Annotated in this window: 23 protein-coding genes; 7 read left to right on the plus strand and 16 right to left on the minus strand. The window is 69.2% G+C overall.

What is annotated here, in order from left to right; all coding sequences use genetic code 11:
• Window positions 1-11: 11 nt before the first annotated feature.
• The 9 genes from ACZ5XZ_RS02825 to ACZ5XZ_RS02865 all read right to left on the minus strand — a co-directional run bounded on the left by ACZ5XZ_RS02825 (window position 12) and on the right by ACZ5XZ_RS02865 (window position 8882).
• Complete coding sequence (locus ACZ5XZ_RS02825; protein WP_468973899.1) at window positions 12-1040, minus strand: 3-dehydroquinate synthase; 1029 nt, start codon at window positions 1038-1040, stop codon at window positions 12-14.
• Window positions 1037-1930 carry a TauD/TfdA dioxygenase family protein gene (locus ACZ5XZ_RS02830; RefSeq protein ID WP_468973901.1) on the minus strand — a complete coding sequence of 298 codons (894 nt, stop codon included), beginning with the start codon at window positions 1928-1930 and terminating at the stop codon, window positions 1037-1039. The genes ACZ5XZ_RS02825 and ACZ5XZ_RS02830 overlap by 4 nt, the downstream gene beginning before the upstream one ends.
• Before the next feature lie 25 nt (window positions 1931-1955).
• A complete protein-coding gene (locus ACZ5XZ_RS02835; protein WP_468973904.1) occupies window positions 1956-2348 on the minus strand; it encodes a cupin domain-containing protein in 393 nt (130 codons plus the stop codon).
• Between the two features lie 14 nt (window positions 2349-2362).
• Window positions 2363-3385, minus strand: a complete 1023-nt coding sequence (locus ACZ5XZ_RS02840) for a TIGR03560 family F420-dependent LLM class oxidoreductase (RefSeq protein WP_468973906.1) — start codon at window positions 3383-3385, stop codon at window positions 2363-2365.
• Window positions 3382-5082, minus strand: a complete 1701-nt coding sequence (locus ACZ5XZ_RS02845; RefSeq protein ID WP_468973908.1) for a carbamoyltransferase C-terminal domain-containing protein — start codon at window positions 5080-5082, stop codon at window positions 3382-3384. Before ACZ5XZ_RS02845 ends, ACZ5XZ_RS02840 begins: the two co-directional genes overlap by 4 nt.
• 19 nt (window positions 5083-5101) lie before the next feature.
• Window positions 5102-6304, minus strand: a complete 1203-nt coding sequence (locus ACZ5XZ_RS02850; protein ID WP_468973911.1) for a DegT/DnrJ/EryC1/StrS family aminotransferase — start codon at window positions 6302-6304, stop codon at window positions 5102-5104.
• A complete protein-coding gene (locus ACZ5XZ_RS02855) occupies window positions 6301-7362 on the minus strand; it encodes a Gfo/Idh/MocA family protein (protein WP_468973913.1) in 1062 nt (353 codons plus the stop codon). Before ACZ5XZ_RS02855 ends, ACZ5XZ_RS02850 begins: the two co-directional genes overlap by 4 nt.
• Before the next feature lie 61 nt (window positions 7363-7423).
• Complete coding sequence (locus ACZ5XZ_RS02860; RefSeq protein ID WP_468973916.1) at window positions 7424-8017, minus strand: HAD family hydrolase; 594 nt, start codon at window positions 8015-8017, stop codon at window positions 7424-7426.
• 34 nt (window positions 8018-8051) lie between these two features.
• Window positions 8052-8882, minus strand: a complete 831-nt coding sequence (locus tag ACZ5XZ_RS02865; RefSeq protein WP_468973918.1) for an ROK family protein — start codon at window positions 8880-8882, stop codon at window positions 8052-8054.
• A gap of 807 nt (window positions 8883-9689) precedes the next feature.
• Here ACZ5XZ_RS02865 and ACZ5XZ_RS02870 point away from each other — a divergent pair.
• Window positions 9690-10982 carry a SufS family cysteine desulfurase gene (locus ACZ5XZ_RS02870; protein WP_468973920.1) on the plus strand — a complete coding sequence of 431 codons (1293 nt, stop codon included), beginning with the start codon at window positions 9690-9692 and terminating at the stop codon, window positions 10980-10982.
• Between the two features lie 93 nt (window positions 10983-11075).
• Here ACZ5XZ_RS02870 and ACZ5XZ_RS02875 read toward each other — a convergent pair whose 3' ends face one another.
• Entirely contained in the window at window positions 11076-11462 is a 387-nt protein-coding gene (locus tag ACZ5XZ_RS02875) for a MarR family winged helix-turn-helix transcriptional regulator (protein ID WP_468973922.1), read from the minus strand.
• An 85-nt stretch (window positions 11463-11547) separates the two neighbouring features.
• Here ACZ5XZ_RS02875 and ACZ5XZ_RS02880 point away from each other — a divergent pair, with 85 nt between their 5' ends.
• Window positions 11548-13023 carry an MFS transporter gene (locus ACZ5XZ_RS02880; RefSeq protein ID WP_468973924.1) on the plus strand — a complete coding sequence of 492 codons (1476 nt, stop codon included), beginning with the start codon at window positions 11548-11550 and terminating at the stop codon, window positions 13021-13023.
• A gap of 335 nt (window positions 13024-13358) precedes the next feature.
• Window positions 13359-13772, plus strand: a complete 414-nt coding sequence (locus ACZ5XZ_RS02885) for a VOC family protein (protein WP_468973926.1) — start codon at window positions 13359-13361, stop codon at window positions 13770-13772.
• A gap of 92 nt (window positions 13773-13864) precedes the next feature.
• Here ACZ5XZ_RS02885 and ACZ5XZ_RS02890 read toward each other — a convergent pair whose 3' ends face one another.
• The 5 genes from ACZ5XZ_RS02890 to ACZ5XZ_RS02910 form a co-directional block, all read right to left on the minus strand.
• Window positions 13865-14407, minus strand: coding sequence for a DM13 domain-containing protein (locus ACZ5XZ_RS02890; RefSeq protein WP_468973928.1), 543 nt, complete (start codon window positions 14405-14407; stop codon window positions 13865-13867).
• A 264-nt stretch (window positions 14408-14671) separates the two neighbouring features.
• Window positions 14672-15169 (minus strand): EF-hand domain-containing protein, encoded by a 498-nt coding sequence (locus ACZ5XZ_RS02895; RefSeq protein WP_468973930.1) that lies wholly within the window; start codon window positions 15167-15169, stop codon window positions 14672-14674.
• Window positions 15170-15336: 167 nt separating this feature from the next.
• Window positions 15337-16464, minus strand: coding sequence for a PP2C family protein-serine/threonine phosphatase (locus ACZ5XZ_RS02900; RefSeq protein ID WP_468973932.1), 1128 nt, complete (start codon window positions 16462-16464; stop codon window positions 15337-15339).
• Complete coding sequence (locus ACZ5XZ_RS02905) at window positions 16461-16757, minus strand: hypothetical protein (protein WP_468973934.1); 297 nt, start codon at window positions 16755-16757, stop codon at window positions 16461-16463. The genes ACZ5XZ_RS02900 and ACZ5XZ_RS02905 overlap by 4 nt, the downstream gene beginning before the upstream one ends.
• Window positions 16758-16917: 160 nt before the next feature.
• Entirely contained in the window at window positions 16918-17388 is a 471-nt protein-coding gene (locus ACZ5XZ_RS02910; RefSeq protein WP_468973936.1) for a nucleoside deaminase, read from the minus strand.
• An 89-nt stretch (window positions 17389-17477) separates the two neighbouring features.
• On the opposite strand from ACZ5XZ_RS02910, the gene ACZ5XZ_RS02915 reads away from it, so the two are divergent.
• On the plus strand, window positions 17478-17930 hold the full coding sequence (locus tag ACZ5XZ_RS02915) for a hypothetical protein (RefSeq protein WP_468973938.1): 453 nt from the start codon (window positions 17478-17480) through the stop codon (window positions 17928-17930).
• Between the two features lie 1193 nt (window positions 17931-19123).
• On the opposite strand, the gene ACZ5XZ_RS02920 is transcribed toward ACZ5XZ_RS02915, so the two are convergent.
• Entirely contained in the window at window positions 19124-20431 is a 1308-nt protein-coding gene (locus tag ACZ5XZ_RS02920; protein WP_468973939.1) for an alpha/beta hydrolase family protein, read from the minus strand.
• A 991-nt stretch (window positions 20432-21422) separates the two neighbouring features.
• Between ACZ5XZ_RS02920 and ACZ5XZ_RS02925 the strand changes: the two genes are divergently transcribed.
• The 3 genes from ACZ5XZ_RS02925 to ACZ5XZ_RS02935 are packed head-to-tail and all read left to right on the plus strand — an operon-like array spanning window position 21423 to window position 25610.
• Window positions 21423-23783, plus strand: coding sequence for a cache domain-containing protein (locus tag ACZ5XZ_RS02925; protein WP_468973941.1), 2361 nt, complete (start codon window positions 21423-21425; stop codon window positions 23781-23783).
• Between the two features lie 13 nt (window positions 23784-23796).
• A complete protein-coding gene (pgsB, locus tag ACZ5XZ_RS02930; protein WP_468973943.1) occupies window positions 23797-25131 on the plus strand; it encodes a poly-gamma-glutamate synthase PgsB in 1335 nt (444 codons plus the stop codon).
• On the plus strand, window positions 25128-25610 hold the full coding sequence (locus ACZ5XZ_RS02935; RefSeq protein ID WP_042158699.1) for a poly-gamma-glutamate biosynthesis protein PgsC/CapC: 483 nt from the start codon (window positions 25128-25130) through the stop codon (window positions 25608-25610). The genes pgsB and ACZ5XZ_RS02935 overlap by 4 nt, the downstream gene beginning before the upstream one ends.
• The last annotated feature ends 46 nt before the right edge of the window (window positions 25611-25656 follow it).

The following is a 25656-nucleotide window of genomic DNA, read 5'->3' on the forward strand; positions in this document are numbered from 1 at the left end:
TGTCGCACCTTTCACCGGGGTGGAGGGGTCATGGCGTGCAGCGCGCCCCGCACCTCGTCCGGGGGGAGGCCGGACACCAGCTCGGGGCCTCTTGGACCGTCCAGGACGAAGGTGAGTCCCCGGCCCGACGCTTTCTTGTCCCGGCCCATGAGGAGGACCAGACGGTCGGGGTCCATGCCGTCGGGAAGATCGCACGGCAGCCCGTAGGAGCCGACCACCTGACGGTGCTCGGCCGCCCGGTCCGAAGAGATCCGCCCCAGGCGCCCGGCCAGCTCGCCGACGAACACCGTGCCGATGGCCACGGCCTCACCGTGGCGCAGCGAGAAGTCACTGGCGACCTCCAGGGCGTGCCCCAGGGTGTGGCCGTAGTTGAGCAGGTGCCGTGGCCCGCTGTCGCGCTCGTCCTGGGCCACGACGCCGGCCTTGAGGCGGACACTGGCCGCGATCTGGGACTCCACCGGCAGTCCACGCAGATCCCCCGCCCCGATGAAGTGGCACCGGGCGATCTCCCCGTAGCCGCTGAGCCGCTCCCGCTCGGGCAGCGTGCGGAGGAAGTCCGTGTCGCAGAGGACCGCCGCGGGCTGCCAGTAGGCACCGATCAGGTTCTTGCCCTCGGGGAGGTTCACCGCGGTCTTGCCCCCCACGCTCGCGTCGACCTGCGCCAGGAGCGAGGTGGGCAGATGGACCACCGGCAGGCCGCGGTGGTACAGGGACGCGGCGAGACCGACGGTGTCGGAGACGCTCCCGCCGCCGCACGACACCACCAGGTCCCCGCGGTGGAGCCCGTGTCGGGCGAACGTCCGGCACAGGTCCTCCACCGTGGAGAGGGTCTTGTAGTCCTCGCCCTCGCCCGCCTCGACCACCGTCGTCGAAACACCCAGCGGCGGCAGCAGCCCCGGCGGCCGAGCGGTGACGAGCACGACCCGGCGCGGCGCCAGCCGCGCCACCACGTCGGGCAGCCTGTGGCGTACCCCGGCGCCGATGAGCACGTCGTAGGCGTGGTCCCTCAGCGCGACGGGCACGCGGACGGCGTCGCTCACTCGACCACCGTCGTCCGGTAGAGCAGTCGGCGGTGCCGCTGCCGGTCGCACGGGGTGACGGTGTGCATCGTCGCCCGGTTGTCCCAGGCCACCAGGTCGCCGACCTGCCAGTGGTGCCGGTACAGGTACCTGGGCTGGGTGGCGTGCGCCACCAGGTCCTCGATCAACCGCTGCCCCTCGTCGTGTGGCAGTCCCACGACGTCGCGGATGACCATGCTGCCCAGAAGCAGGGACTTGCGCCCCGTCACCGGGTGGGTGCGCACCAGGGGATGGCGTACATCGGGAGTGCGCCGCCGCTGCTCCTCGGTGAGCGGCGGCTTCTCCGGGTTGTACTCCCGCTGCCGCTCCGTGAGGTGGGCCAGGGAGTGGACGGCCTCCAGGCCCGCGATGCGCTCCTTGGTCTCGGGGGGCAGGTCGTCGTAGGCGGCGGTCGTGTCGGCGAACAGCGTGTCGCCGCCCTCGTCGGGCGCTTCGGCCGCATACAGCAGGGAGCCGAGGCTCATCCGGGAGTTCCACGAGTAGTCGGTGTGCCACTCCTCGACGTCGCCGTCGAAGAGGCCGATGGGTTTGCCGTCCCGGAAGATGTTGCTGATGACCAGGATCTCGGGGGTGCCGGGCGCGAGGTACTGCTTGAGCACATGCTCCTCCAGCCTACCGAAGGCACGGCTGAATCCCACCTGCTGATCCAGTGTCAGCTGCTGGCCACGGAAGAGCAGGACCCGGTGCTCGTGGAAGGCGTCGAGGATCGTCCCGGTGTCGGATGCGGAGAGCGGGGCCGTGAGGTCCACCCCGGTGATGCGGGCGCCCATGGTCGTGCCCAGGAGCTGCACCGCGGGGCCCGGCGGTGTCTGCGGCGCCGGGTCCTGGAGGGTGTCGGTCGAGGTGTGCATGGCGAAGGCTCCTGACGCGGCGGGTTCAGCCGTTGGCGGTGGGGTCCTGGTCGGGGTACTCGGCTGCGATGCCGTGGGCCTGCGCCTTCGCCGCGCGAGGGTAGAAGTACACGAGCTTGACGTCGTCGTCGGTCTCGTTGCGCAGGGAGTGCAGCGCGCCGGCCGGGGCGAGCACGGCGTCCCCCGGGGCCGCGTGGCACACCTCGTCGCCGGTCGTGCAGGTGGGCCGGCCCGCTACGACGTAGAACGCCTCCTCCACCTCGTGGCGGTGGGGCGGCACATAGGCGCCAGGGTGGAGGACCAGCTCGCCCATGGAGACCGGGCTCGGTGTCGTGCCGTCGTCGAGGAGCATGCGCCTCCAGGTGTGCGGGAAGCGCCCCGGGGTGCCGGGACGGTCTGCGGGCGTGACGATGGGCATGGTGTGCTGTCCTTTCAACGCGTCGTGGTCTGGTGCGACGGTGCCGGTTCGAACCGGTGTGGCCCGGGGCTCTGCCGGTGCGGCGCGCAGGCCGCGCGCAGGGCCGGAATCACCTCTGTACCGATGAGGTGCAGCTGGTCGAGGTCGGTGAGGTCGAGGAACTGGAGGTAGATCCGGTGCAGTCCGAGTGCCGCGTACGCCTCGAGCCGGGCCCGTACGGCCTCCGGGGAGCCCTTCGCGACCACCTGCCTGCCCGCGCCCGCGTAGGGAGCCATGCGGCTCTCCCGACGGGCCACGCTCGCCTCGGTGGCACCGCAGCAGACGGTCAGCAGCGTGGACGCGCGCAGGGTGCGCGGGTCCCTGCCGATGGCCGCGCAGGCCCGTTCGGCCCGTTCCCACTGGGCGGCCACCAACTCGCGCTCGGCGAACGGCACATTGAACTCGTCCGCGTGCCGGGCCGCGACCGCGGGTGAGCGACGCGGGCCGCGCCCGCCGACGATCAGCGGCGGGCCGCCCTGCTGCACCGGGGCGGGCAGCGCGGGGCAGTCCTCAAGGCGGTAGTGGACACCGTGGTACGAGAACCGCTCGCCCGGGGAGGTCCGCCAGAACCCGCGCAGGATCTCCAACTGCTCGGTGAGCCGCTCGAACCGTTCGTTCGTCGGGGGGAAGGGGATGCCGTGGGAGCGGTGCTCGGCCTCGTACCATCCCGCGCCGATCCCCACTTCGAGGCGCCCGCCGCTCATCCGGTCCAGCTGGGAGGCGGACACGGCGAGCGGGCCGGGGAGGCGGAAGGTCGCCGCGGTCATGAGTGTGCCCAGCCGCAGCCGCGATGTCTCGCGGCTCAGGGCGCTCAGCGTCAGCCAGGCGTCGGAGGGGCCCGCTCCGCAGGGCACGTCCCCCTCCGCCAGGTAGTGGTCGGAGAGGAACAGCCCGTCGAAACCAGCCGCCTCCGCTGCTTGCGCGAACTGCAGGATCTGCTCGTGGTCGGCTCCCTGTTGCGGTTCGACGAAGGCGCAGAGGGAAAGTCCCGTGGTCATCCCTTCGCCGGCTCCTGTGCGAGGAAGAACCGGCCGTCGAGGTACAGCCCGTCCAGTCCCAGTCCCAGGAAGGCATCGATGGCGTCGGCCGGTGTCTCGACGACGGGTTCGCCCCTCCTGTTGAACGAGGTGTTGAGCAGGATCGGTACACCCGTAAGGCGCTTGAACTCGCGCAGCAGGCGGACCAGGAAGGGATCGCTGCTCTCGTCGACGACCTGGACGCGTGCGCCGCCGTCGACGTGCACCACCGCGGGGGCTTCCCGCAGACAGCGCTCCGTCCCGTGTGCGATCTTGAGCATGAAGTAGTCGCGTGTGGCCTCGGGGTAGAACCAGTCGGAGAAGTCCTCGGCGAGGACCATGGGAGCCAGCGGGCGGAAGGGCTCCCGCAGTTTGATGCCGCGGTTGATCCGCTCCTTCATCTCCACGGACCGGGGATCGCCGAGGATGCTGCGGCCGCCCAGGGCCCGCGGGCCCATCTCCGAGCGGCCGTTGAACACCCCGACCACCTGCCCCTGCGCCAGGTAGTGCGCCAACTGCTCGGGCGAGGAGAGCGCCGGGTCGAGTGCCAGCCGGGGGTAGACCGCGTTGACCGCGGCGGTGATCTCGGCCTCGTCGTAGAGGCGCCCGGGGCGGCTGATGGCCGGGGTCAGGGGTGCCTGGTTGAGGGTGAGGGTGAAGGGCCCCTCCGTCCGCTCCTGCCGGTCCAGCCACAGGGCACCGAAGGCGTGCCCCACGTCGGTGGAGTGGGGCGCCACCAGCAGGCTCTTCCCCTCGGGCAGCCGCTCGGCGAGTACCCCGTTGGCCACGGTGTTCAGGCCGCAGCCGCCGGCGATGGCGAAGACGTCGAACTCCTCCTGCTCGAAGAGCGCGAAGCAGTGGAGCAGGGTCTCGTTGAGCAGCTCCTGGACGCTGGCCGCCAGATCGGCCTTGGCCTGGAACGAGTGCGACTCCTGCGTGAGGAAGTCCCGCAGCGCGGTCTCCAGGTCCCCGGCGAAGAAGTCGACCTGGAACACGTCCGAGAAGCCGGAGCCGAGGGTGACATGCTTCTTCAGCAACGGCAGAGCCGTCGGCGTGCCGTGCCCGGCGAGCCCCATCGTCTTGCCGACGTCGTCGGGCCCGAACCCGAGGACGACGGTGACGAGTTCGTACAGCATGCCGATGGAGTTGGTGACGCCGTTGCCGTAGTCGACGTGCTCCAGCAGCCCATGGCCGTTCGTGCCGCCCAAATAGCGCAGCTCCGCGCCCTCGGCCATGAAGAAGGAGAACGTCTCCCTGGTCACCCGGGGTATCGGCGATCCCTGGTCCTGGTGCGAGGTGGTGACGGACCCCATGCCGTCGTAGACCAGTACCGCGGCCCGCACTCCGGGGTCGAGCATCATGTGCACCGACGCGGCGTGCGAGACATGGTGCGAGTACAGGGTCATCGGAGTGTCGGCATAGATGTCCCGCACCTTGTACGGCAGCAGGTCGTGGGAGGCGATGCGCGAGACGTCGGCGAGGGTGATGCCGGCTGCGTCGAGGCAGTAGTCCACCGCTCCGGCAAGCGGGTTCTGGAACCACAGCGCGCGGCCGTGCTTCACCCTGCTGATGCGCTCGCCCTCGACGGCGACCTTGATGTCGTCGCCCAGCATGAGGGCCGCGGAGAACTCGTGGGAGGACCCTCCGAGGCCGAGTACCCACTCGGAATTCTGGCTCATCGATGACACTCCAGATGTCTCAGTTGATCTGCGAACGGTGGTAGTGCTCGAGCTTTTCCACGGCGTCGACGATGTCGCGCACGCCCGAACTGCCGTCCAGCAGCAGTCGGTGGTGCAGCCATACCGTGCTCTCCGCGGCCTCCTCCGCGACGGGGCAGCGCGACCGGGAGATCTCCGATGCGTCGAATGCCCCGGTCCGGTGGAAGGGGCGGTACATGCGGGTCGCCGGAATCCCCTCCGCGGTCAGCGCCGCCGCGTACTCCTCCACGGTCAGCTGCGACAACACGGCTTCGGACGGCCGGAGGACCACCATGTACCAGGGCATACGGGAGACCCTGCTGTCGATCCGCATCGTCGTCGCGCTGCCCGAGGCCTGAAGCGCCTCGGAGAGGGCGATACCGGCCACTTCCCGGCGCGCCTGCAGTGCGTCCAGGTCCTCCGTCTGGGACAGCAGCACCGCGGCGTGCATCTCGGATATGCGGGCGTTGGTCGCGCCCGCGATGTGTGTGTACTGCGAACTTCCGCGAGGGCGCCCGCAGTTCGCCAAGAGGCGTACGCGCTCGGCCAGTTCGCCGCCGTCCCGGACGAGAACGGCGCCGCCCTCCCCGCCCGGGAGGAGCTTGGCCGCTTGGAAACTGATGGTGGCGAGCTCGCCGAAGGACCCGGCGGGGGACTGGCGCCACCGGGCGCCGATGGACTGCGCCGCGTCCTCGACGACCCGCAGTCCCGCCTCGGACGCGAGCGCCGTCACGGCATCCAGGTCGGCGGGCTGTCCGGCGAGGTGGACGGGGACGATCGCCTTGGTGCGGGAGGTGAGCTTGCGCCGGGCGTCCGCGACGTCGATGCAGAGGGTGTCGGGCAGTACGTCCACCGGAACGGGCACGGCGCCCACCAGGGCCACAGCCGATGCGGTCGAGAAGAAGGTCAGCGCGGGCACGAGGACCTCGTCGCCCTCCCCGATGCCCAGCGCGCGGAAGGAGACCTCCAGCGCCTGTGTCCCGTTCGTCACCGCGACGCACTCGGACACACCGTGCTGGGCCGCCAGCCACTCCTCCAGGCGCTCGGCACAGCCGTTGCCCGACTGCCACCAGTGGCCGCTGCGCAATACGGACAGCACGGCCTCTTCGGTCTGCGGGCTCGTCGGCGGCCATACGGGGAAGGCCCGGGTGCGGACGGGGGTTCCGCCCAGGCTCGCCGGTCGGGCCGTAATGGCACTGGTCATCGTGCCGCCCTTCGGTCCAGGATCTCCTGTGCTCTCTCCAGCACGTGTATCGACTGCAATGTCGGCTCCATGTCGGTGATCCATGACGGACCTTCAGCTACGGAACTGGTCAGATGGGTGAACTGTGCGGAGTATTCGGTGTGTTCTCGGTCCTGAGGAGCGTGCGCGGCCTGCCAGGGGCCGCCTGCACGGCTGATGCTCAGCGCCGGTCCGTCGACCGTCTGCCGATGCGGACTCCAGCCGAAGACCGTGCGCAGCAGGAGCGCCCCCTCCTCGCCGACGGCGAGCAGCCGGCACGAGTCCCGGGGGAGTCCGGAGTGCCACGACGCCTCGATGCGGCAGAGCGCGTTCGGGGCGCCGGGGAAATCGAGGGAGACGGTGTCGTACGGGACGGTGGGCGTGGCGGCCCGGTCGCCCTCGTACCACGAGGCGACGGACGAGCCGTCGCCGGTCGACACCCTGACGGCGCGCGCGTGCACTTCCTCCTTCTCCGCCTCCCAGCCGGTCATCCAGAGGGCGAGGTCCACGAGGTGCGATCCGAGGTCCCACAGCACGCCCTGGGACAGCGGTCCGGGGCGGGCGGGTATCCCGCGGGTTCTGAGCCAGGAGAACGTCAGCGCGCGCGGCGTGCCGATGTCGCCCCGGCGGATGTGCTCCGCCATCCGCCGGGTGTCCGCGCGGTACCGGTTGGTCATGCAGCAGTACAGGCCCAGGCCCTTCCCGCGCGCCAGCTGCAGCAGCTCCTCGGCCTGTGCGGCCCTCATGGCCAGCGGCTTCTCGCAGATGACGTGCTTGCCGGCTTCCAGGCACTGCCGAACGACGGCGTAGTGCGTGGGCCCGGGAGTGCAGACGGACAGGACGTCCACGTCCGGGAGAAGCCGGGCGAGTGAGGTGTAGGCCCTGGTGCCGTGGTCACGTGCCACATCGGCAGTCCGCGGATCGTGGTCCGTCACACCGACCAGATCGATGTCGGGCTGTCCGGCGAAATAGGGCAGGTGGGCGCGTTGCGCGATCCAGCCGACACCTACGACGCCGACCCTGAGTAAGTGCTCGGCCATGTGTCTGTGATGCCTCTCCCCGTAAAGTCGTGCTTGCTGGCAGCTCGGTACCGTGTCGGCGTCAACGGCCTGGGTGCTCGATCGTCACCAGCAGCTGAGGCAGCAGTTCGTCCGGATGCTGGAGGAAGTGGTCCGGCTCTTCGCGCTTGAGCTCCTCCACCCGTCCCATCCCCCAGGTGCAGGCGATGGTGAGTGCGCCGGCCAGACGGCCCGACCTCATGTCGAAGGCCGAGTCGCCGACCACGATGGTGTCGGCGGCGCGGTGGCCCAGCTTTTCGCACAGCAGGAGAACACCGTCGGGTGCGGGCTTCGGTGCAAAACCGTCGGAGCCGGCCGCCACGGCGGCGAAGAGAGGGGCGACCGAGAAGTGCTCCAGTATCTCCATGGTGCGTTCTCGGTCCTTGCCCGTGAGGATGGCCAGTGGTATCCCACGGTGGTGCAGTTCCACACAGGATTGCAGGGCCTCTGGAATGGCGTCCACGTCGGAGATCCTGCGCTGTGACGCGGCCTTGAACATCTCCGCCATGTCCTGGTGGAGGTCTAATCGCCTGAGAATGTTCGGAAAAGAGTCGCCCAAGAGGTCGTAGAACTCGTCGAGCGGCGGTTCGCCCGCTCCGTGCACTGCCGCGTAGGCTTCCCTGAACGCGTGCTCCATGACGCGCCTGGAGTCAATGAGCGTCCCGTCGAGATCAAATACTACTAGCGATGGCATGCAATTCCCTGCCAGTGGTGGGGGTAGCTGTGTGCAAGGCGCCGAAAAGGGCGGATTCATGAGGCGTCGACGAGAGGCGGGCTTGACAGCTGCCGTCGGCGAGATGCTCGGTCAGTTCGCGGTGGAGGAAATCCGCGAATTCCGGGACGTGGCCGAGCAGCCCTCCGGTCAGTACGACTCCGTCCAGTCCTGAGTACATGACGAAGTCCGCGACAACGGTGGACAGGTGGCCCCGCCTGGCTCCGGCCACCAGCTCCGGGTACGTCGACACCTCGCGCCGCTCGCCGAGCACGACGGCCTGGAGGCAACCCTGCCGACGGCAACCGCACGGCGTCGTCGAGCCGGGCACGCGAAAGTGCCCGAAGGTGCGCGCGTCGCCGGATCGGGACGGCCGTGGAATGCCGTCGACGACCGTCACGCCGCCCAGCCCGGTGCCGAAGCTGAGGCAGAGATAGCTTTCCAGCCCGGCGGCCGCCCGGTCCTTTTCGCCGAGGGCGGCGGCGATTCCGTCGTCAAGGATCGTGGTCGTCGCGGGGTCGGCCCACGGAAGGAGGGAAAGGAGATGGCAGCCGATCCAGGACGGACGTCTCGGCCATGACTGCACCGCGCCGAGCCGGTCCAGCGAGCCGGGGAACGAGATGCCGAGCCGGAGGGTCTCACCGGTCGCGGGCGCGAGAGCCTCGCTTATTTCACCGAGACACCTCGCGTAGTCGTCAGTGGTCCGGCCGGAGATGCGTGTATTCGGGTTCCTGCTGTCGCTGACGACCCACTTGCTGGCGCCGATGTCCAGTCCGATGACCCTACCCACATCCCCCCCTTTTTCTAGGGCTTTCGCCCGTGAAACATCAGCAAGGACTTTCCCCGTGGAGCAGTTGCAAGATTTTTTGGATCTTAGGCGGCTCGGGACAGCGACGCAACGATTTGTTTATCCGGTGGGGTGGCGGGTGGCATTTTTGAGCCGCAGACGTTTTCGAGGGATCATTCAGTATTTCGGAGTTGAGTGCGCAAGTGTCAACTTGTGCAGGTTTAAGGGCGTGTGAGCCCATAAGGCATATTCAATTTTGACTTTCCTCGTCAAAGGATGTTGCAGGTGGCGGCAAGCCTGCCCGCGGTCTCGTCCGGTCGGCTGTTGACGGCGTGGTCCCGACGCGGCTCCGGACCGGCGGGGCGCCGTGCGCGAGGCCATCCGGAGTGAGGGCGGGGGATCGCGTCCGAGCAGGCGCGACGCACGGCGAGCCGGCGAGGCGGCAACGCCCTCGCCGTGGGTGTCCGCCGCTGACACGTCGGCCGGTACCCCGAGGACGGGATGCCGCCACGCCTCCGGAGACCTCCCGGTCGGCGGCGCGACAAGGGCCGCCGACCGCGCGTCCGTGGCGCGACGGGGGACGTGCGGCACCACTTCGAGCCAGGGCGCCGCCTGGCTGAGACCGATGCATCGCGGCGTGGCTGACTACCGCCCCTGATCGCCCGTCACGTCCGCCCATATCGGCTGTCAGCACACAGAGTTGACTGATCGTCACCCCTGAGAGGAGCTAGGCTTGCCCCTTACCCCCAAACCCACCCCTGGATCAGCAAGGCGGCTCTGCTGCCGTCAGAAAATGGGAGTTTGCGAACGATGTCACCGCAGGGAACGCAGGCCTTGAACATCGACGAGATCCGGCGTGACTTCCCCATCCTGGAGCGCGTGATGCGCGGCGGGAAACGCCTCGTCTACCTCGACTCAGGGGCAACCACCCACAGGCCCCTACAGTCCCTGGATGCCGAGCGGGACTTCGTGGTGAACCACCATGCCGCGGTGCACCGCGGCGCCCATCAGCTCACCGAGGAGGCGACGGACCTCTACGAAGAGGCCCGCCGCACGATTGCCGCGTTCCTCGGCGCGCCGGAGGACGAGGTCGTCTTCACCAGGAACACCACGGAGGCGATCAACCTCGTGGCCTACGCCATGAGCAACGCCGTGACCGCCGATCCCGAGTTCTCCGGCCTCGCGATCGGCTCCGGCGACAAGATCGTCGTGACGGAGATGGAGCACCACGCAAACCTCCTGCCGTGGCAGCAGCTCGCCCGCAGGACGGGAGCCTCCCTGGAGTGGTTCCGCCTGACGGACGACGGCCGGCTGGACCTCGACGACCTCGACAAGCTCATCACCGAGAACACCAAGATCGTCGCCGTTGCCCACCAGTCCAACGTGCTGGGCACGGTGAACCCCGTCGACGTCATCGCCCGGCGTGCCCACGAGGTGGGCGCACTGCTGCTGGTGGACGGCGCCCAGTCGGTCCCCCACCGGTCAGTGGACGTGCGCAGCCTCGGAGCGGACTTCCTCGCCTTCTCGGGGCACAAGATGCTGGGGCCCACCGGCATCGGCGTACTCTGGGCCCGGCGTGAACTGCTCGACGCCATGCCCCCGTTCCTCACGGGCGGTTCCATGATCGAGACGGTGAGCATGGAGGGCGCGACCTTCCTGCCCCCGCCCCACCGCTTCGAACCGGGTGTCCCGATGGCCCCTCAGGCGGTGGGATTGGCCGCCGCCGTCGACTACCTCCAGGGCATCGGCCTGGACCGGATCACGGCGCACGAGCACACCCTGACGAGCCGCGCGCTCGAACTGCTCGCGGACATCCCGGGGGTTGCGCTCATCGGTCCGCCAGGGACGGACGACCGCGGAGCGACGGTTTCCTTCGTCGTGCGCGACATCCACCCGCACGACGTCGGGCAGGTCCTGGACAGTCTGGGGGTCGCTGTGCGCGTCGGCCATCATTGCGCGCGCCCCATCTGCGTCCGCTACGGCATTCCGGCGACGACCCGGGCGAGCTTCTACCTCTACAACACTCTGGAGGAGGTGGACGCCCTGGCCGAGGGCATCCGCGAGGCGCAGCGCTTCTTCCTGGGAGCGAGGCCGGGCCGCTGAGTACCGGGGGCCGGGCCGCCGGCCGCGCTCCCGGGCCACCCGATGGATCCAAGGCCTCTGGCCCGTCACTGACTTGTCGGGGCCGGGGGCCGGTCAGCCGTCGCCGCGGAGCTTCCGTGCGAGTACGGAGCGGTGGGTCGGTTTCGCGTCGCTGTAACGCTTGTGGCCTGCGTCGGTGAGGACGACGAAGATGCCGCGGCGGTCGAGATCGCACATGACGCGCTCGACGAGGCCGCCTCGTTCCAGCCTGGCGACCAGACGGGATGCGGCGCTCTGGCTCAGGTGCACCACGTGGGTGAGGTCCTGGCCCCGGCACTTGCCGTGGTCGGAGGAGGCGAGGAGTTCGAGTGCCTCGAACTCGCTGACGCTGATGCCGTGCTGTGCCTGCAGATCGTGCTCAAGAGCGTTGTGCACGGCGGCATGACGGGCGAGAAGCCCGTGCCACTCCTCGACCAATTCCTGTTCCGTGCCACCGATCATGCGGTCAGTTTAGCATGCGCCAGCATTTGATGCGCGAAGATTAAATGCGCTTGCATTCGATGCGTATGCATGTGAGAGTCACGGCATGACTTCGTCCGCACCTCTGTCCGCCTCCACATCCACGTGGAACGCAAAGCTCTGGGGAGTTCTGCTCACGGTCTCCCTCGTCATCGGCCTCGACGCGCTCGACGTGTCGATGGTGGGTGTCGCGCTCCCCTCCATCCAGGCCGACCTGGGCCTGTCCACCAGCGCGCTGCAGTGGATCGTCAGCGGCTATGTCCTCAGCTACGGCGGGCTGCTGCTGCTTGGCGGACGCGCCGCCGACCTGCTCGGACGCCGCCGGGTGTTCCTGACCGCGGTGGCCGTGTTCGCCGCCGCCTCCGTCCTCGGCGGCCTGGTCGACGACGGAGCCCTGCTGATCGCCACCCGCATACTCAAGGGCATGGCGGCGGCGTTCACCGCGCCCGCCGCGCTGTCCATCGTCACCACCACGTTCGCCGAAGGGCCCGCGCGCAACAGGGCGCTGGGCATCTTCTCCGTCTTCGGAGCCAGTGGCTACTCTGCCGGCTTGGTGCTCTCCGGCCTGCTGACCCAGGTCGGCTGGCGGTGGACGTTCTTCCTGCCGGTGCCGGTCGCGGTGATCGCGTGGATCGCGGCCAACCGCCTGCTACCCAAGGACGGCCCCCGCTCCTCCGGCGGCTACGACATCCCCGGCGCGATCACCTCGGTCGGCGCGATGCTGCTGCTCGTCTACACCGTCGTGGAGGCGCCGGAGGCCGGCTGGGCCGCACCGAACACGCTGATCCAGTTCGCGGTCGCCGCGGTGCTGCTGCTCGCCTTCGTCCTGATCGAACGCCGCAGTGCACATCCGCTGGTCCGTCTCGGAATCCTCCGCTCGTCCTCACTGGCCCGGGCCAACCTCGGCATATCGGTGTTCTTCGGCGGCTACATCGGCTTCCAGTTCGTGGTCATGCTCTACTTCCAGTCGGTGCTGCACTGGTCGGCGATCCAGACCGCGCTCGGCTTCCTTCCGGCCGCGCTGATCGTCGCCTTCGGCTCGCCGCAGATGGAGCCCCTGATCGCACGGATCGGCACCTCGCGCACCATCGCGGGCGGCGTCCTCGCCCACCTCGTCGCCTACGTGCTCTTCCTCGTCATCGACCGGGACGCCCCCTACGTCGTCGGTGTGCTGCCCAGCATGATCCTGCTCGGCATCGGCTTCACCCTGGCCTTCGCGTCCTTCAACATCCAGGCCACCGCCGGCATCCCGGACCATGAGCAGGGTCTGGCCGGCGGCCTGCTGAACACCTCCACGCAGGTCGGCGGCGCGATCGGACTCGCCATCGTCACCGCGGTCCTCACCGCCGGCGGCGAAGGCAAGACCGGCCCCGACGCCCTGCTCGCCGGCTTCACCCCGGCGCTGCTCACGGTCACCGTCCTCTCGGCCATCGGCCTTGCCATCGGACTGTCCGGAGTGCTCGGACGGCGCACGACCGACAAGCCTGCGGACGAGTCGACGGAGAACTCATCGCGTGAGCCGGAATTCGCCCTCGTCGACTAACCCGTCCCACCGTCCCTTCGCGGCGCATCCCGGTATGAGGCACCAGCCGAAGCCGGGGTGCGCCGTCCTCGTCGGCGCCTTCCGTGTGCTGTCAGGCGACGCGCAGGACGCTTGCCGACGCTTGCGCCCTCGGCGAGGCGCTGCTGCAGCGCCCCAGCGACGGTGATGCCCGCCGCGCGGACATCATCGGGGCGTGCGTGTGGCCGACGCCGAGCGCACGCCGCCGCCGTCGACTCCCCGTGACCGGCGTTCGACGCCCGGGGAGTCGCCCCGACTGCCGGCAGCACAGCCCTTAATGTGCCAGAAGTGACACCCCATCATGAAAGGAAGATCTTGTGCCTTCTCGACTCAACCCGTACATCAGCTTCGACGGCGACGCCCGGCAGGCCATGGAGTTCTACAAGAAGGTCTTCGGTGGCACCCTGGCGATGAACACCTTCGGTGACTTCGGCGGGAAGGAGGCCGGAGCCGCCGCCGACAAGATCATGCACAGCATGCTCGAGACCGACAGCGGCTTTACGCTCATGTGCGCCGACACTCCGCCGGGGATGGAGTACAAGCCCGGCAACAACATCTCCGTAAGCCTGAGCGGGGACGACGTCGGCGAACTGCGCGGCTATTGGGACAAGCTCTCCGCAGACGGCACGGTCGCGGTTCCGCTGGAGAAGCAGATGTGGGGCGACGTCTTCGGCATGTGCACGGACCGCTTCGGCATCACCTGGCTGGTCAACATCAGCGAGCCGGCCTGAACGAACGGCCGGCAGACCCCGCACGCCCTGAATCGCCCAACCCTCCCCGAACCACAGCCGGCGACGCCGTCAAGAACACCCTCTACGCGGCGTCAGCTCGCAGCCGGAGCGAGATCGGCGGCGCCGAAGGGGACCGAGAACCTCGCGCACCAGATCACGGCGGAGCGGAACTTCGACAGGTCCGTGCCGTTCGGGACGGCATAGTTCTGGTTGCCGAGGTTGCCCTTGAGCTTCCCCAGCTCGATGGCCCCGTCGCCGAGCCCCGTCTTTACGGCGCCCGCGTCCCGGGGCGAGAGATAAACCCGTACGTCGGGCCCTTCCGAGGTCTTCAGGTTCTCCAGGCGCAGCACCTGGCCGCCGTCCGTCAGCTGCACGGTGCGGGCGGTACCGCTTGTGGCGTGCTCATGCGTGACGAAACGACCCTCGGCGAGGTCCCGGGGCCCTGCTGATGGGGTGGCGGAGGTTCCCGGCTTCTTCATCGAGCGTGCGGAGGCGCTCGGCAGCGCCTCGTCCACGGTGGTGCTGGTGAACGCCTTCCACGGCTGGAAGAGGTAGAGCCCGAAGCCGGCGGCGAGCAGCAGCACGACGAGGGTGGGCACGAGGGTACGGCGGGACAGCCGAACACGGCGCGGCACAAGGACCTCCTGAGGTGCGGGCGGGGCGGCCCGGCGGCCACCCCGTCATCGTGCGCCCAGGAAATCAGGCTCGGCTCTGCCGGGGGCCGCTGCGGAGCCCCTCGTAAGACTCCGGTAATCGCGTCCCGTGGCGTGGACCAGGGTAAGGCTCCTGATCCCGCTCGTTCCTGTGCCTCAGGTGCCGGGCACGGAGCCATCCCCAAAGGGGCCTCACAGGATGGAGGCCCCCTGTGAGGGGGCCTCCATGGACTGCTGACGTCTGGTTCAGCTGGTGTAGAAGCGCTTGACCGCCTTGAGGAACTCCTTGTCGCTCAGCTGTCCGTCGTTGTCGCTGTCGAGCGTCGCGAAGTAGCCCGACGCCTCGTCCGGCGGCATACACAGGAAGTCGGCCGCGCGGAGAAACTCGTCCTTGCTGATGGTGCCGTCGTCATCACTGTCGAGGACGGCGAAGAGGGTCTGGCAGACCTCCCCCTTGCCCGGACGGTTCGGGGAACGGAACTCGGGCGAGGTGCGGATGGTCACGTACTCGTCAGCGGTCAGGGCCTCGTCGCCGTCGGCGTCGCCCAAAGAGAGGAGGGAGCCCCACTGGGTCTCGTTGGCCCGCATCAGGGCCTGGGCCTTGGGGGTGTCCTCCGGGATGCCGAGGGCGGTGAGGAGCTTACGTGGGGCACGCAGGAAGTCGGTGAGGTCGACGACCCCGTCGCCGTCGGCGTCCATCCGCCGGAACTCCTCGACGAGCGCGTTGTTGCTGGTAGTGGTCATGCCGCCGCAGCGTGCCAGGCGCGGGCCCCGGAAGCGGGCGACCCCACGCCCGGTTACGCCTCACGAGTGAACGGAGAAGTAGCCGTACGCCTGGGAGGGGGAGGGGGAGGGCGGCGGCTGGAGCTGTCCGTTCTGTGGCCCTCCGCATCGCGACCGGCGGATCCAGGCTAAACGGGCTGATCCCTCTGACCGTCGAGCGGCTCCGGAGAGGCGCACCAGTGCACGGCGAGGGCGGCGATGTCGTCGTCGTGGCGCCCTCTGCTGTAGTGGAGGAGGTCATGGTGAAGAGCGTTGAGCAGTTCGGCGGGTCGCCCTGCGGCCTGCTGGCGCAACCAGGCCGCCACCTGGAAGAACTCGCCCTCGCGGTCGCGGGCCTCGGCGACCCCGTCGGTATAGAGGAGCAGCAGGTCACCAGGGGTGAAGTCGAAGGTGTCGATGCTGTAGTGATCACCGATCAGCTCGGCGAGGTTGAGAAGCGGCGAGGGATCGGTGGGCTCCAGGGCGCGGACCTCCCCGCGGCTCAGGAGCAGCGGCGGGGGATGCCCGCAGTTGAGGATTCCGATACTGCCGCCCCCGCGTGGGATCTCGGCGATAAGGGCGGTGGCGAAGCGCTCCATCATGCCCTCGGGGGGAAAGGCGGCGTTGTAACGGGTACTGCTGGCCTCCAGGCGACGGGCGATATTGACCAGGTCGGCCTCGTCGTAGGCCGCCTCCCGGAAGGAGTTGACCATCGCCGCGGCCGAGCCCACCGCCGGCAGCCCCTTTCCCCGCACATCGCCGATCAGCAGCCGGACCCCGTACTTCGTGTCGACCACCTCGTAGAAGTCGCCGCCGATACTGGCCTCCGCCGCGGCAGCGAGATACAGCGCCTCGATCTCGATGGCCCCGAAGCGGCGCGGCATCGGGCTCAGGACCACCTGCTGCGCCGCGTCGGCGACGAGCCGGACCTGGAACAGGGTCCGTTCCCGCCGGAGCCGGACGTGGCTTCCGTACGCGGCCGCCACGGTGACGGCGACGATGCCCGCCGCCGTCCACCATGTCCCCAGGCCGGGGAACACGAGGCTGAGGCCGATCATGAGGAGAAGGCAGACCGTCCCCAGCAGGATGGTGGGGAGCACGGGCCACATGGCGGCGGCGAGGGTCGGCGCTGCGGGCAGGAGCCGGCTGAAAGCCAGTTCTGGGGGAGTGGCGTACGCCAGGCTGGCGATGACAACAGTCAGGATGACCGGAGACAGCAGAGTGAGTGGCCCCCGGCCGTGGCGACGGCGGAGGCGCAGCTGTCCAGGTTTGATCACACTTCGAAGGATATATGCGCACAGCAGACATGGTGTGACCGCTGAGTCGGAGTCGGCCGCCCGCGTCCGGACGGTGCACCCTGCTGGGCGATGGCGCTGAGGCCGGGCCGGGTGCAGCCGACCACCAGCAGGTAGCCGTGGCGAGTGCGGCCGTGCCGGGCGGCGGCCGTCAGCGCGGCCGGGGTGACGTCGATGCCGAGCACCTGGCTGTGACTCGACGCCGAGTACCTGGCCGTGGCGTCGATGCCGAGTACTGGGCCGGCGGGCCCGACCTGTGCCCGTAGCGCCGGCACGGCCCGCCCGGCACACCTGGTGCCTGCGCGGGGAGGGTCCCGTTCGGGCGTGGCGGACCGGGGGGGGGGCGCCCAGGATGATCAGGCAGGCCGCCCTCGCGCACCGTGCCCGCGCAGCCGTGCCCGCCACGGTCAGGCCCAGCCTGAGACGCCGCGTCGGCTACGGCTCCATCTCCAGCTCCGGCTCCCCGATGTCCTCCCGCCAGAGCTCCGGGCTGGCCGTGACGAAGTTGCGCATCAGTGCCACGCACTCTGCGTCGTCAAGCACCACGATCTGCACCCCGTGCTCCGCGAGCCATGCCTGGCCACCGTCGAAGGACCGGGCCTCCCCGATCACCACTCGCGAGATGCCGAACTGACGTACGAGTCCGCAGCAGTACCAGCAGGGGGAGAGCGTCGTGACCATGGTCGTCCCGCTGTAGGTACGCTGCCGTCCGGCTGCCCGGAAAGCGGCGGTCTCGGCGTGCATGGACGGATCGCCGTCCTGCACACGCCGGTTTCGCCCACTCCCGAGCAGTGCACCGTCCGCGCCGTACAGCGCGGCTCCGATCGGGATGCCGCCCTCCTTCAGCCCGGTACGGGCCTCCTCCAGCGCGACGTCGAGCAGGGCCCGTTCCGGGATGAGATTCATGCCCCCATTGTGCTCTTCGACGGATTCGTGCTCAATGGAGCCAGCGGCTGAAGGGGGACAGCGCTGTGCGGAACGCGGGCGGACGTCTGATGTCCTGGCTCTTCCAAGGCACTTACCGGGGGCGCGATCTGCCACTGCACCTTGCCGCCATCCGACGGCTCGAGCCACACAGGGAAGAGGTCTACGAGCACGAGTACCTGTACTCATGCCTGAGCGTCCTCGACGCGAAGGCTCAGGTCCTCCTCGGCTATGACGCGCTCCTCATGGCCGCCGCTTCCATCGTGCTCTCCGTCGTCCCGGACGGCACTTCCGCCGGCAAGGCGTTGATCGTCGCAGCGCTCGCGACGAGTGGCGCGTCCTCCGTGCTCTGCTTACCGGTCGTCTGGGTCCAGTGGACGGACACGGACGAGTTCGAACGAGCGGAGGACTCCTTCGAGCGTCTGCTCGTGATCAGAAATCGGCGCACGATCAGTTACCGGATGGCCTGGGTGATAGCTCACCTCGCCGCCGTGCTCCTTATCGTGGGCACCCCGCTTCACTAGGGCCTTTCCGATGGTTCGTGTTCTCTTGGCAGAATCACCGGTCGGCTCGTCGCGGCCGAGATGTGGCGGTCTGTCTGTCCTTGCCTATTAGCTTGGCGTGTTGAAGCCGATCTAACAGGGTGGGGTAGAGGCGCCGAGTGACGTGTGTTTTGGGCACCTCGGGCGAGGGCGGAGCCACCTGTACGGATTGACGCGTTGACCGGGTGGAAGAACCTGGCCGAGCATGAGGTCCGTCGGCTCGTCACCCGTCCGGGGCATTCCGCCGCGTCACTGACACTGGTACTGGCCACCACGTGACCAGCGGGATTATTGACGATCTTTCCCAGTTCTACGGCGCCCAGGTTCGCCTTGACACGATGCGCGACGCCGGGCCGTTGGGCTGACTCCTGAGCGGCGCTCCTCGGCGCGGGCTCGCATCAGGGCCCTACGAACGATGATCCGCGAGTGAGGTCACGACCACACGAACCGCGCCTCGCTTGCGTGTCCAGCCGGAGGCGGGAGGCCCCGCACCCTCGGCTGACGAACCACCTGAACGCTGATCCCCGCCGCCGGCCTTGGCGGGGATCAGCCGTGGCGAAGCACAGACCACGGACAGAAATGGCGACTGGCGTTCTTTGACGCGCAACGGGCGTCCTGAGAGGCCGGAACGGCGGGACTCATCGGATACGCGCATAGGGGTTGTCCGACGGGTCCACTGAGCCGCACGGGCCGCGGTCCGCCAGGCATTACGGTGGGACACGAAGACCTCCGTGCGGTGAAGCGTAGACACCTCCACCACACCGGAGGTCTTCGCCATAGATCAAACCGAGCCGGCTGTTAACCACGCTCGTGATCAATACACCTAGGGGTGTCCGCAAAGTCCCGCCTGGCCCGCGACGCCTGGCACGGCGCCTCTCCCCCCCCGCCTGAACGGCGCGGGGGGACCCCACCGTTGTCGGATCGTCCACGTAGCCCACTATGAGGACGACCCTCCGCCTTGCGATGCAGCTTGGCATCCAAGGAGCGCATGAGGAGCCGAGACGGAGTTCGCGGGGGGCCTCCCGCGCTCTTAAGGCGTGGGGGAGAACGCAGTGCACCAGACGCCGCAGGCCCTGCCCTACGGGCGGACGACGGGACTTTGCGGACACCCCTAGCCCCAGAGCAGCACAGAGCCGGCTAACCAGCAGACCTGCCGCGGTGCCTCGGAACGGCGTTCAGCGCACGAAGTCGATCTCCGGGTAGTGGCGCGAGGGACCGTCGAGCAGGCGGCTGTGCTGGTGGCGTAGATGCTTGTCGAAGAAGGCCGCGAGGTAGGTGCGTTGGACCTCGATGGAGCGGTTGGGGTCGATCGTGCCCAGAATCTGCGTCAGTTGCTCGGGGGTCAGCCGGAACGCGGCTGGTGCCTGAGGGAAGAGGACCTGGTTGTCGACGAAGGAGTTGTGGCCGGAGCCGCGAAGTTTGAGGTCGAGGCGCTCTCCGTGCAGGTGGTCCCAGAACTTCGCCCAGCTCCGGTCGGTATTGCGGTTGTGGTTCTGGGAACTGAACAGCAGGAAGGGGCGTTTGAGCGGCTGGGTGGTCGACGGCCCGAAGAACTGGCCGTCCAGGTTCGCGCCGGCGTCGATCCTGGAGTCCGCATGCATGGCCGCGGGCACCGCTCCTCCGCCAAGGGAAGCGCCGAACATCCCGATACGGTTCGTGTTCACGGCCTTGGACAGCCCGTGAGGGAGCGGCTGGTGGTCCACGTCCGGGTTGTGGCCGCGGGCGAGCGACTCCAGCTGGTTGATGACGAAGTGGGTGTCCGCCGCCCGGACGGCGATCGTGTCGGACGAGTGGGAACCCGGCGGCATGGTGTTCACCTCAAGCCGTCCCCCGGGGAACTCCACCTCGCTTGCATCGTGGGTGTGGTCGATGGTGACGACCATGTAGCCGCGACTGGCCAGGTCCTGAGCGAGTGCGGTGCCCATCGCGCGGGGCGAGTGGAGCCCGGTCGAGTACAGCAGCACCGGTAGTTTGCCGGCCGTGCGGTCGACCGGTGCGCCGATGTGACCGGCAGTGGTGGGCAGGGTCACCGAGCCCGGCGGCACCTGGGAGCGGGCCAAGAAGTGTGCGGCGGCGGTGGGTTGCAGCCAGGGTGCGGCCGGATAGCGGTCGGTGTCCGTGGCCGGGTACCACACCGAGACCATCAGCTCGCGCGGCTGGTTTCCCGGCACCCATGGATCCGTCCGTGTCGAGTCGCGCAGGTGGAGGTCGACCATTCCGACGCGATGGCGGCCGGACGGGGCGGGAAGCGTCAGCTCGCCCGGGGCCGGCGCCGTGTTGAAGGGCGCCGCTGTGTCCGAGGGCGCCGCCGTGTCCGAGGGCTCCGCTGCATCCAGGGCCGCTGCCGTGGTCATGGGCGTACTGGTGGCCTTCTCCGCGGCGGTGGCCGGCGCGATCCCGGCGCCCAGGGCGAGGGTCAGTAATCCTGTGGTGCCGGCGACCCGGGCGCGCAACCGGCTCTGGCGCCTTCGTGCATGCTTCATGGGCGGCCCCCTCCATGGTGGTGATCGCCACGGAACCGGCGATCGGCTGGCGAGCATCGTATAGGCAGATTGCCATGGTCGCGCCAACCCACCTGATTTCGCGGGGAGTTCCACCCACGACACTTGGTGAGACGAGCGCTGCCGACGCGTACGGAAATGCACGGTGCGGCTTCGTGCCCGGTCAGTTTCCGGGCGTCTGCGACCGGCCTTTTCCCGGGACTCGGATGCGCCGAGAACGTCCTGTCGGCGCTCGTGGAGTATGTCATCGAGTCGAGCGGTGTCCAGTGCCAATGCGGGACAGGTGCCGGGGAAATGGCCTGATGTGGCCGGTTGTAGTTGTCGGTTACCAGTGGCTCGGCAGCCTCGGTGAAGCGGTCGCAGCAGCAAAGGGCCAAGCCGGCAGAGGGCCTGGGTGAGCGGCTGTTTCGTTGTCTCGGCGCGGCGGTTGTCGGGGTACATGACCCGGTCAGAAGACCTCTGCGAGAGATGACTGATTCACGCCATCGCCGGTTGGCGGCCATGGGATCCAGAATTCAGTCGTCGTTGCTCACCGTTTTCACTGAGTGTTTTTGTTACGCGTCAGTTCGTGATCGTCCAGGTCGCGTCGGTCATCCTCGGTGGGTTTGTGGCTCCCTTGAGAAGGGGGGCTGCAGGGGTGCTCTTCAGTGGGTCTGCGACTGTGCGTGACACGGTGAATGCACACTGGAAACGTGCGGGCAATCACCCTGGTGGGTAGCGCACTTGGGAATTTCGACACGCCCGGCATGAGGCCGGCGTCTTAAAAGCAAGTTCTCCCAAGGGGGAGTTGAGCGCGGTTACCGCGAGCCGGTATACAGGGGCCCAGCACGAACAGGCTTGTGATTATCCTGTGCTCCCCCGTATTCACTCTGGTCGAGTTGCCGCACGGCCATTCCCCCCATGCCGAGAGGACGTTGTCCTGCACGCCGTTGCCCGCGCTCCCCGTCCGCACCGCACTCGACGCCGCGCCGACATGCCTCTGCTCGGAGGCGTCCGCCCACCGATCGCCGCACTGCTCTGCGCCCTGCTGGCAGTTGCCGCGTTCACCGCACTCGGTCTCGGTACCGTTCACGAAGAGGATGTGCCCCAGGCCTTACGCGATGCGGAACGCCAGATCGCCGTGGATGCCGCCGATTCGGTCGGGACCTCCCTCCACGCGAGGGCCACGGCAGTGCGCCGCTCCGCGGCTTCGGCCCCGCCTTCCGGCAGCAGCACTCCGGCTGCGCTGCTGCGGTCCCTTCTTCCGGCCGGACACCCTGCGGGCGGCGGTGTGCTGCTCGACCCGCACACCGGCAGACCGCTGGCCGCCAGTGGGGAAAAGGTGCCGCTGACCGGGGTGGATGTGGCGGCGGTGGCGCGGCCCGGTACCGCGAACATCGCGCCCCGGTTGGCCGTTTCGGGCAGTGGTGAGCCGCGGGTGTTGCTCTTCGCCCGGGTGGCCGTCGCCGCTCCGGGCGGCAAGCAGGACGAGAACCACGACCAGGCCGGTGACCTGACAGACCGTCAAGATGCGGGGGAACGCGAACTCCTGCTTGTCGTCTCGGAAAAGGTCGCTGCTCCAGTGGTGTACGGGGACGGGCGCACCGGTCAACTGGTGGACCGGAACGGAAAGGTGCTGGCCGCCACCGCCGCCGGCATGGCCGTGGCGCCCCACACCGATCACCGCGCTCTGCCCGCCGCTGCGGCGAACGCCGCGAACGCCGGTGTCCGCGCCGGCGACGTCTCGGGCAGCGTGCTCGGTGACGGTCACGACGGGCTGCGCAGGGTCACGGGGTGGGCAGCGGTCTCCGCGACGGACGGCAAGGACGGCAAGGGCGACGAGGGCGACGAGGACGGCAAGGACGACGCCTTCGGCCTGGGGCTGACCGTCCTCACGGTCAGGGAGGTACCCCCGGCGAAGGAGGGAGCCGACCACACCTGGTTCGCCCTCGTGGTCGCGGGGGCGTTGGTGGTGATCGCCATGCTGCTCACCCTGTTGCTGTGGGGCAGCGTGCAGCGTCCGCTGTTGCGGCTGCACCTGTCCGCTGCCCGGCTGGCCAGGGGTGTCGGCGAAACGCCCGGCGACCGCGAGGAGTGGGCACGGCCGGTGCCGGTCATCGCGTTCGGTGAGCTTGGCAGGGTCGGCCGGGCGCTGGAGTCGATACGCGGCCAACTGCTCGGCGAGACGGGACCGAAGCCCGTGCGGCCGGCGCGGCGCCGCCCCGGTGTCCGGGCCCTGGTCCTCGTCTGCGTACTCGTGATCGCCGCATGGGGGGTGCCGCTGCTGTTCCTGCTCAACCGCGTGCCGGCAGCCAAGGCCGTACCGGCGGCCGCCGTCGCCGACCAGCAGGCACGCACCGAGGCCGCCGCTGACCGGGTGCGGCGGTCCCTCGCCCGGAGCTGCACCGACCTCGCGGCGGCGGCGTCGGCCCTCTCCGGTGTGCCACGCGAGCGGGCGACGGAGGTTCTGCGGCGCGAACGCGCGGCCCATCCCACGTACCGGTCGCTGTATGTGCTGGACCGTACCGGAGCCATCGTGCTGCGGGTGGGTGAGGAGCCGGTGCGCGCCCTCGTCCATGCGCCCACCGGTGACGGAATCACCCAGGTCAACACGTCGGGCACGATCCCCACGATCGCCGCCCACGCCCAGATCCCAGCGGCAAGGAAGGCCGGGAACGCCACGGGCGCCGTCCCGGCCGTCGTCGTCGCCGAGATCGGCACGAACGCGCTGAACTCCCTGGTCGCGCGGGAGGGACTCGGCCGTGTGTGGCTGACCGACGAGCGCCACAGGGTGCTCGCGGCGAGCGTCGGCTTTCAAGCCTTCCAGTCTCTTCCCCACCGAGGCCTCACCCGTCTGGCGGCCAGGACCGAGGCAGCACCTGGCAGCGCGGGCCGCCCGGCCTCGGCCGTACTGCAGGTGGGGACGGCCCCCGGCGAGGGCCCATCGGTCGCGGCCGCAGCGCCACTGGCACAGAAGGGGCCGGTCGCCGGACTCGGCTGGCGAGTGGTCTCCGCCGAGCCTGCCGCAGCGCTCAAACTGGCGGTGTATCAGGTGCAGGCACGCACCATGCTGGCCGGTCTGCTCGCCCTGTCCGTGGGTGTGGCCTGCCTGGGCTGGCTGCACATCGTGGTGGTCAGGCCGCTGCGCGCCGTCACCAGGTGCGCGGAGCGGCTGGCCGGCGGTGACCGTCGCACCGTGCTGTACCCCGTCCACCACGACGAGTGCGGCTCGGTCACGCGCAGCCTGGAACTGCTCCGGCAGGCGCTGGTGGACCGGGACCGCGGCGGCGGGGGACCCGGCGCGGCCGCTGTCCCTTCCCCCTCGTTCCGAACCGGCGTCCCGCCGCAGCACTGAAGGACCAATTGACGTGCTTTTCCTCTACGTTGTGCTGCTGTCGAGCTGTGCCGTGCTGCTGGTCGCCGGCGTGCTGGAGCAGCGGCGCCACTACGCCGCGCTGGCGCAGATCCCCACTCGGGTGCTGGTCAACGGCATTCGCGGCAAGAGCTCGATCACACGGCTGTGCGCGGGGGCGCTGCGCGGCGGCGACCTGGTCACCGTGGCCAAGACCACCGGCACCGCGGCCCGGTTCATCCACCCGGATGCCACCGAGGAACCGGTCTACCGGAAGTTGGGCATCGCCAACGTCGTCGAGCAGATCGGCATCGTCCGGCGCGCGGCGGCCTACCGGCCGGACGCCATCGTGATCGAGTGCATGGCGGTGATGCCGGCGCTTCAGGAGATCAACCAGGAGAAGCTGATCCGCTCCACCATCGGCGTGCTGTGCAACGTTCGCGAGGACCATCTCGCCGAAATGGGGCCGACGTTGGACGATGTGGCCCGCTCGCTGTCCCGGTCGATGCCGGTCGGAGGGGTCTGTGTCACCGCCGAGCAGGAACGGCTGCACATTCTCCAGGAAGAGGCGGACAAACGGAGGTGCCGTCTGATCGCGGTGGCCCCGGAGTCGGTCACGGATGAGGAGCTGCGCGGCTTCAGTTGGTTCACCTTCAAGGAGAACGTCGCCATCGCGCTGGTCGTGGCCGAACTGCTCGGTGTGGACCGGGCCACCGCACTGCGCGGCATGTGGGACGCACCGCCGGACCCCGGAGTGCTCTCCGTCGAGCGCTACCGCACACCGGACGGCAAGCGGCTGCGCTTCGCCAATGTCTTTGCCGCCAACGACCCCGAGTCGACGTTGATGAACGTCCGTCAGCTGGAGGAACTCGGTGCGATCCGCCGCCCGCTGAACGTGGTCGTCAACTGCCGCCCGGACCGGGTCGAACGCAATGGGCAGATGGGAGCGATCATCCCCGATCTGGCCCCGGAGAAGGTCCTGCTCATCGGGCATCCGACCAAGAGTGCCCGCGACGGTATCCCGCCGGGCTGGTCGGGCCGGGTGGTGGACCTGGGCGGCGACCGGCGCGACGCACAGGTGCTGACCCACGCCGTTCTCGCCGAACTGGGCCCGGACTCCTCGCTGGTGGCCGTCGGCAACATCCACGGCCAGGGCGAGCTGTTCCTGGAACACCTCGGCAAGCTCCCCGCCGACGACACCGACGAGCCGCTTCCGGTCGCGCACCCGCCCGAGCCGCAGCCGTACAGCTGGGTGGCGTCGCTGAACCGCCCCGTGCCCCGCCCGCCTCACCCGAGCCCCGCGTCTGTCCATGCCGACGCCCTGCACCAGCCGACAAGGAACCCGCTGTGATCCCCGTCAACGTCACTCCGCAGACCATCGCGCTGGGGATAGCCCTCGGACTGGTCTTCTCGCTGGTCTGCTATCTGACCACCAACCTCTCTCCCGGCGGCATGATCACCCCCGGCTGGCTGGCGCTGACCCTCGTCACCGATGTGGTCCGAGCCGCCATGGTGATCGGCGTCACCGCGCTCACCTTCCTCGCGACCAAGGTCCTGCAGCGTCATGTGATCCTTTACGGGAAGCGGCTGTTCGCCGCCGTGGTGCTGTCCGCGGTGCTGCTCCAGACCACGGTGCTGCTCGCGCTCCAGCACGAGTTCCCGCTCCTCTACACCGCCCAGACCCTGGGCTTCATCGTGCCCGGCCTCATCGCCTATCAGTTGGTCCGCCAACCGTTGGCCGCCACCGTGATCTCCACCACGGCCGTGACCCTCGGCACGTACGTGGTCCTCGTCGCCGGGTTGCTGCTGGGTGCGCTGCCCATCGGCTGATCTCGCCGTACCGCCCGCGTCCGCCGCGCCCGAGGGCGCGCGGGGA

The organism is Streptomyces sp. NPDC033270, assembly GCF_055576575.1.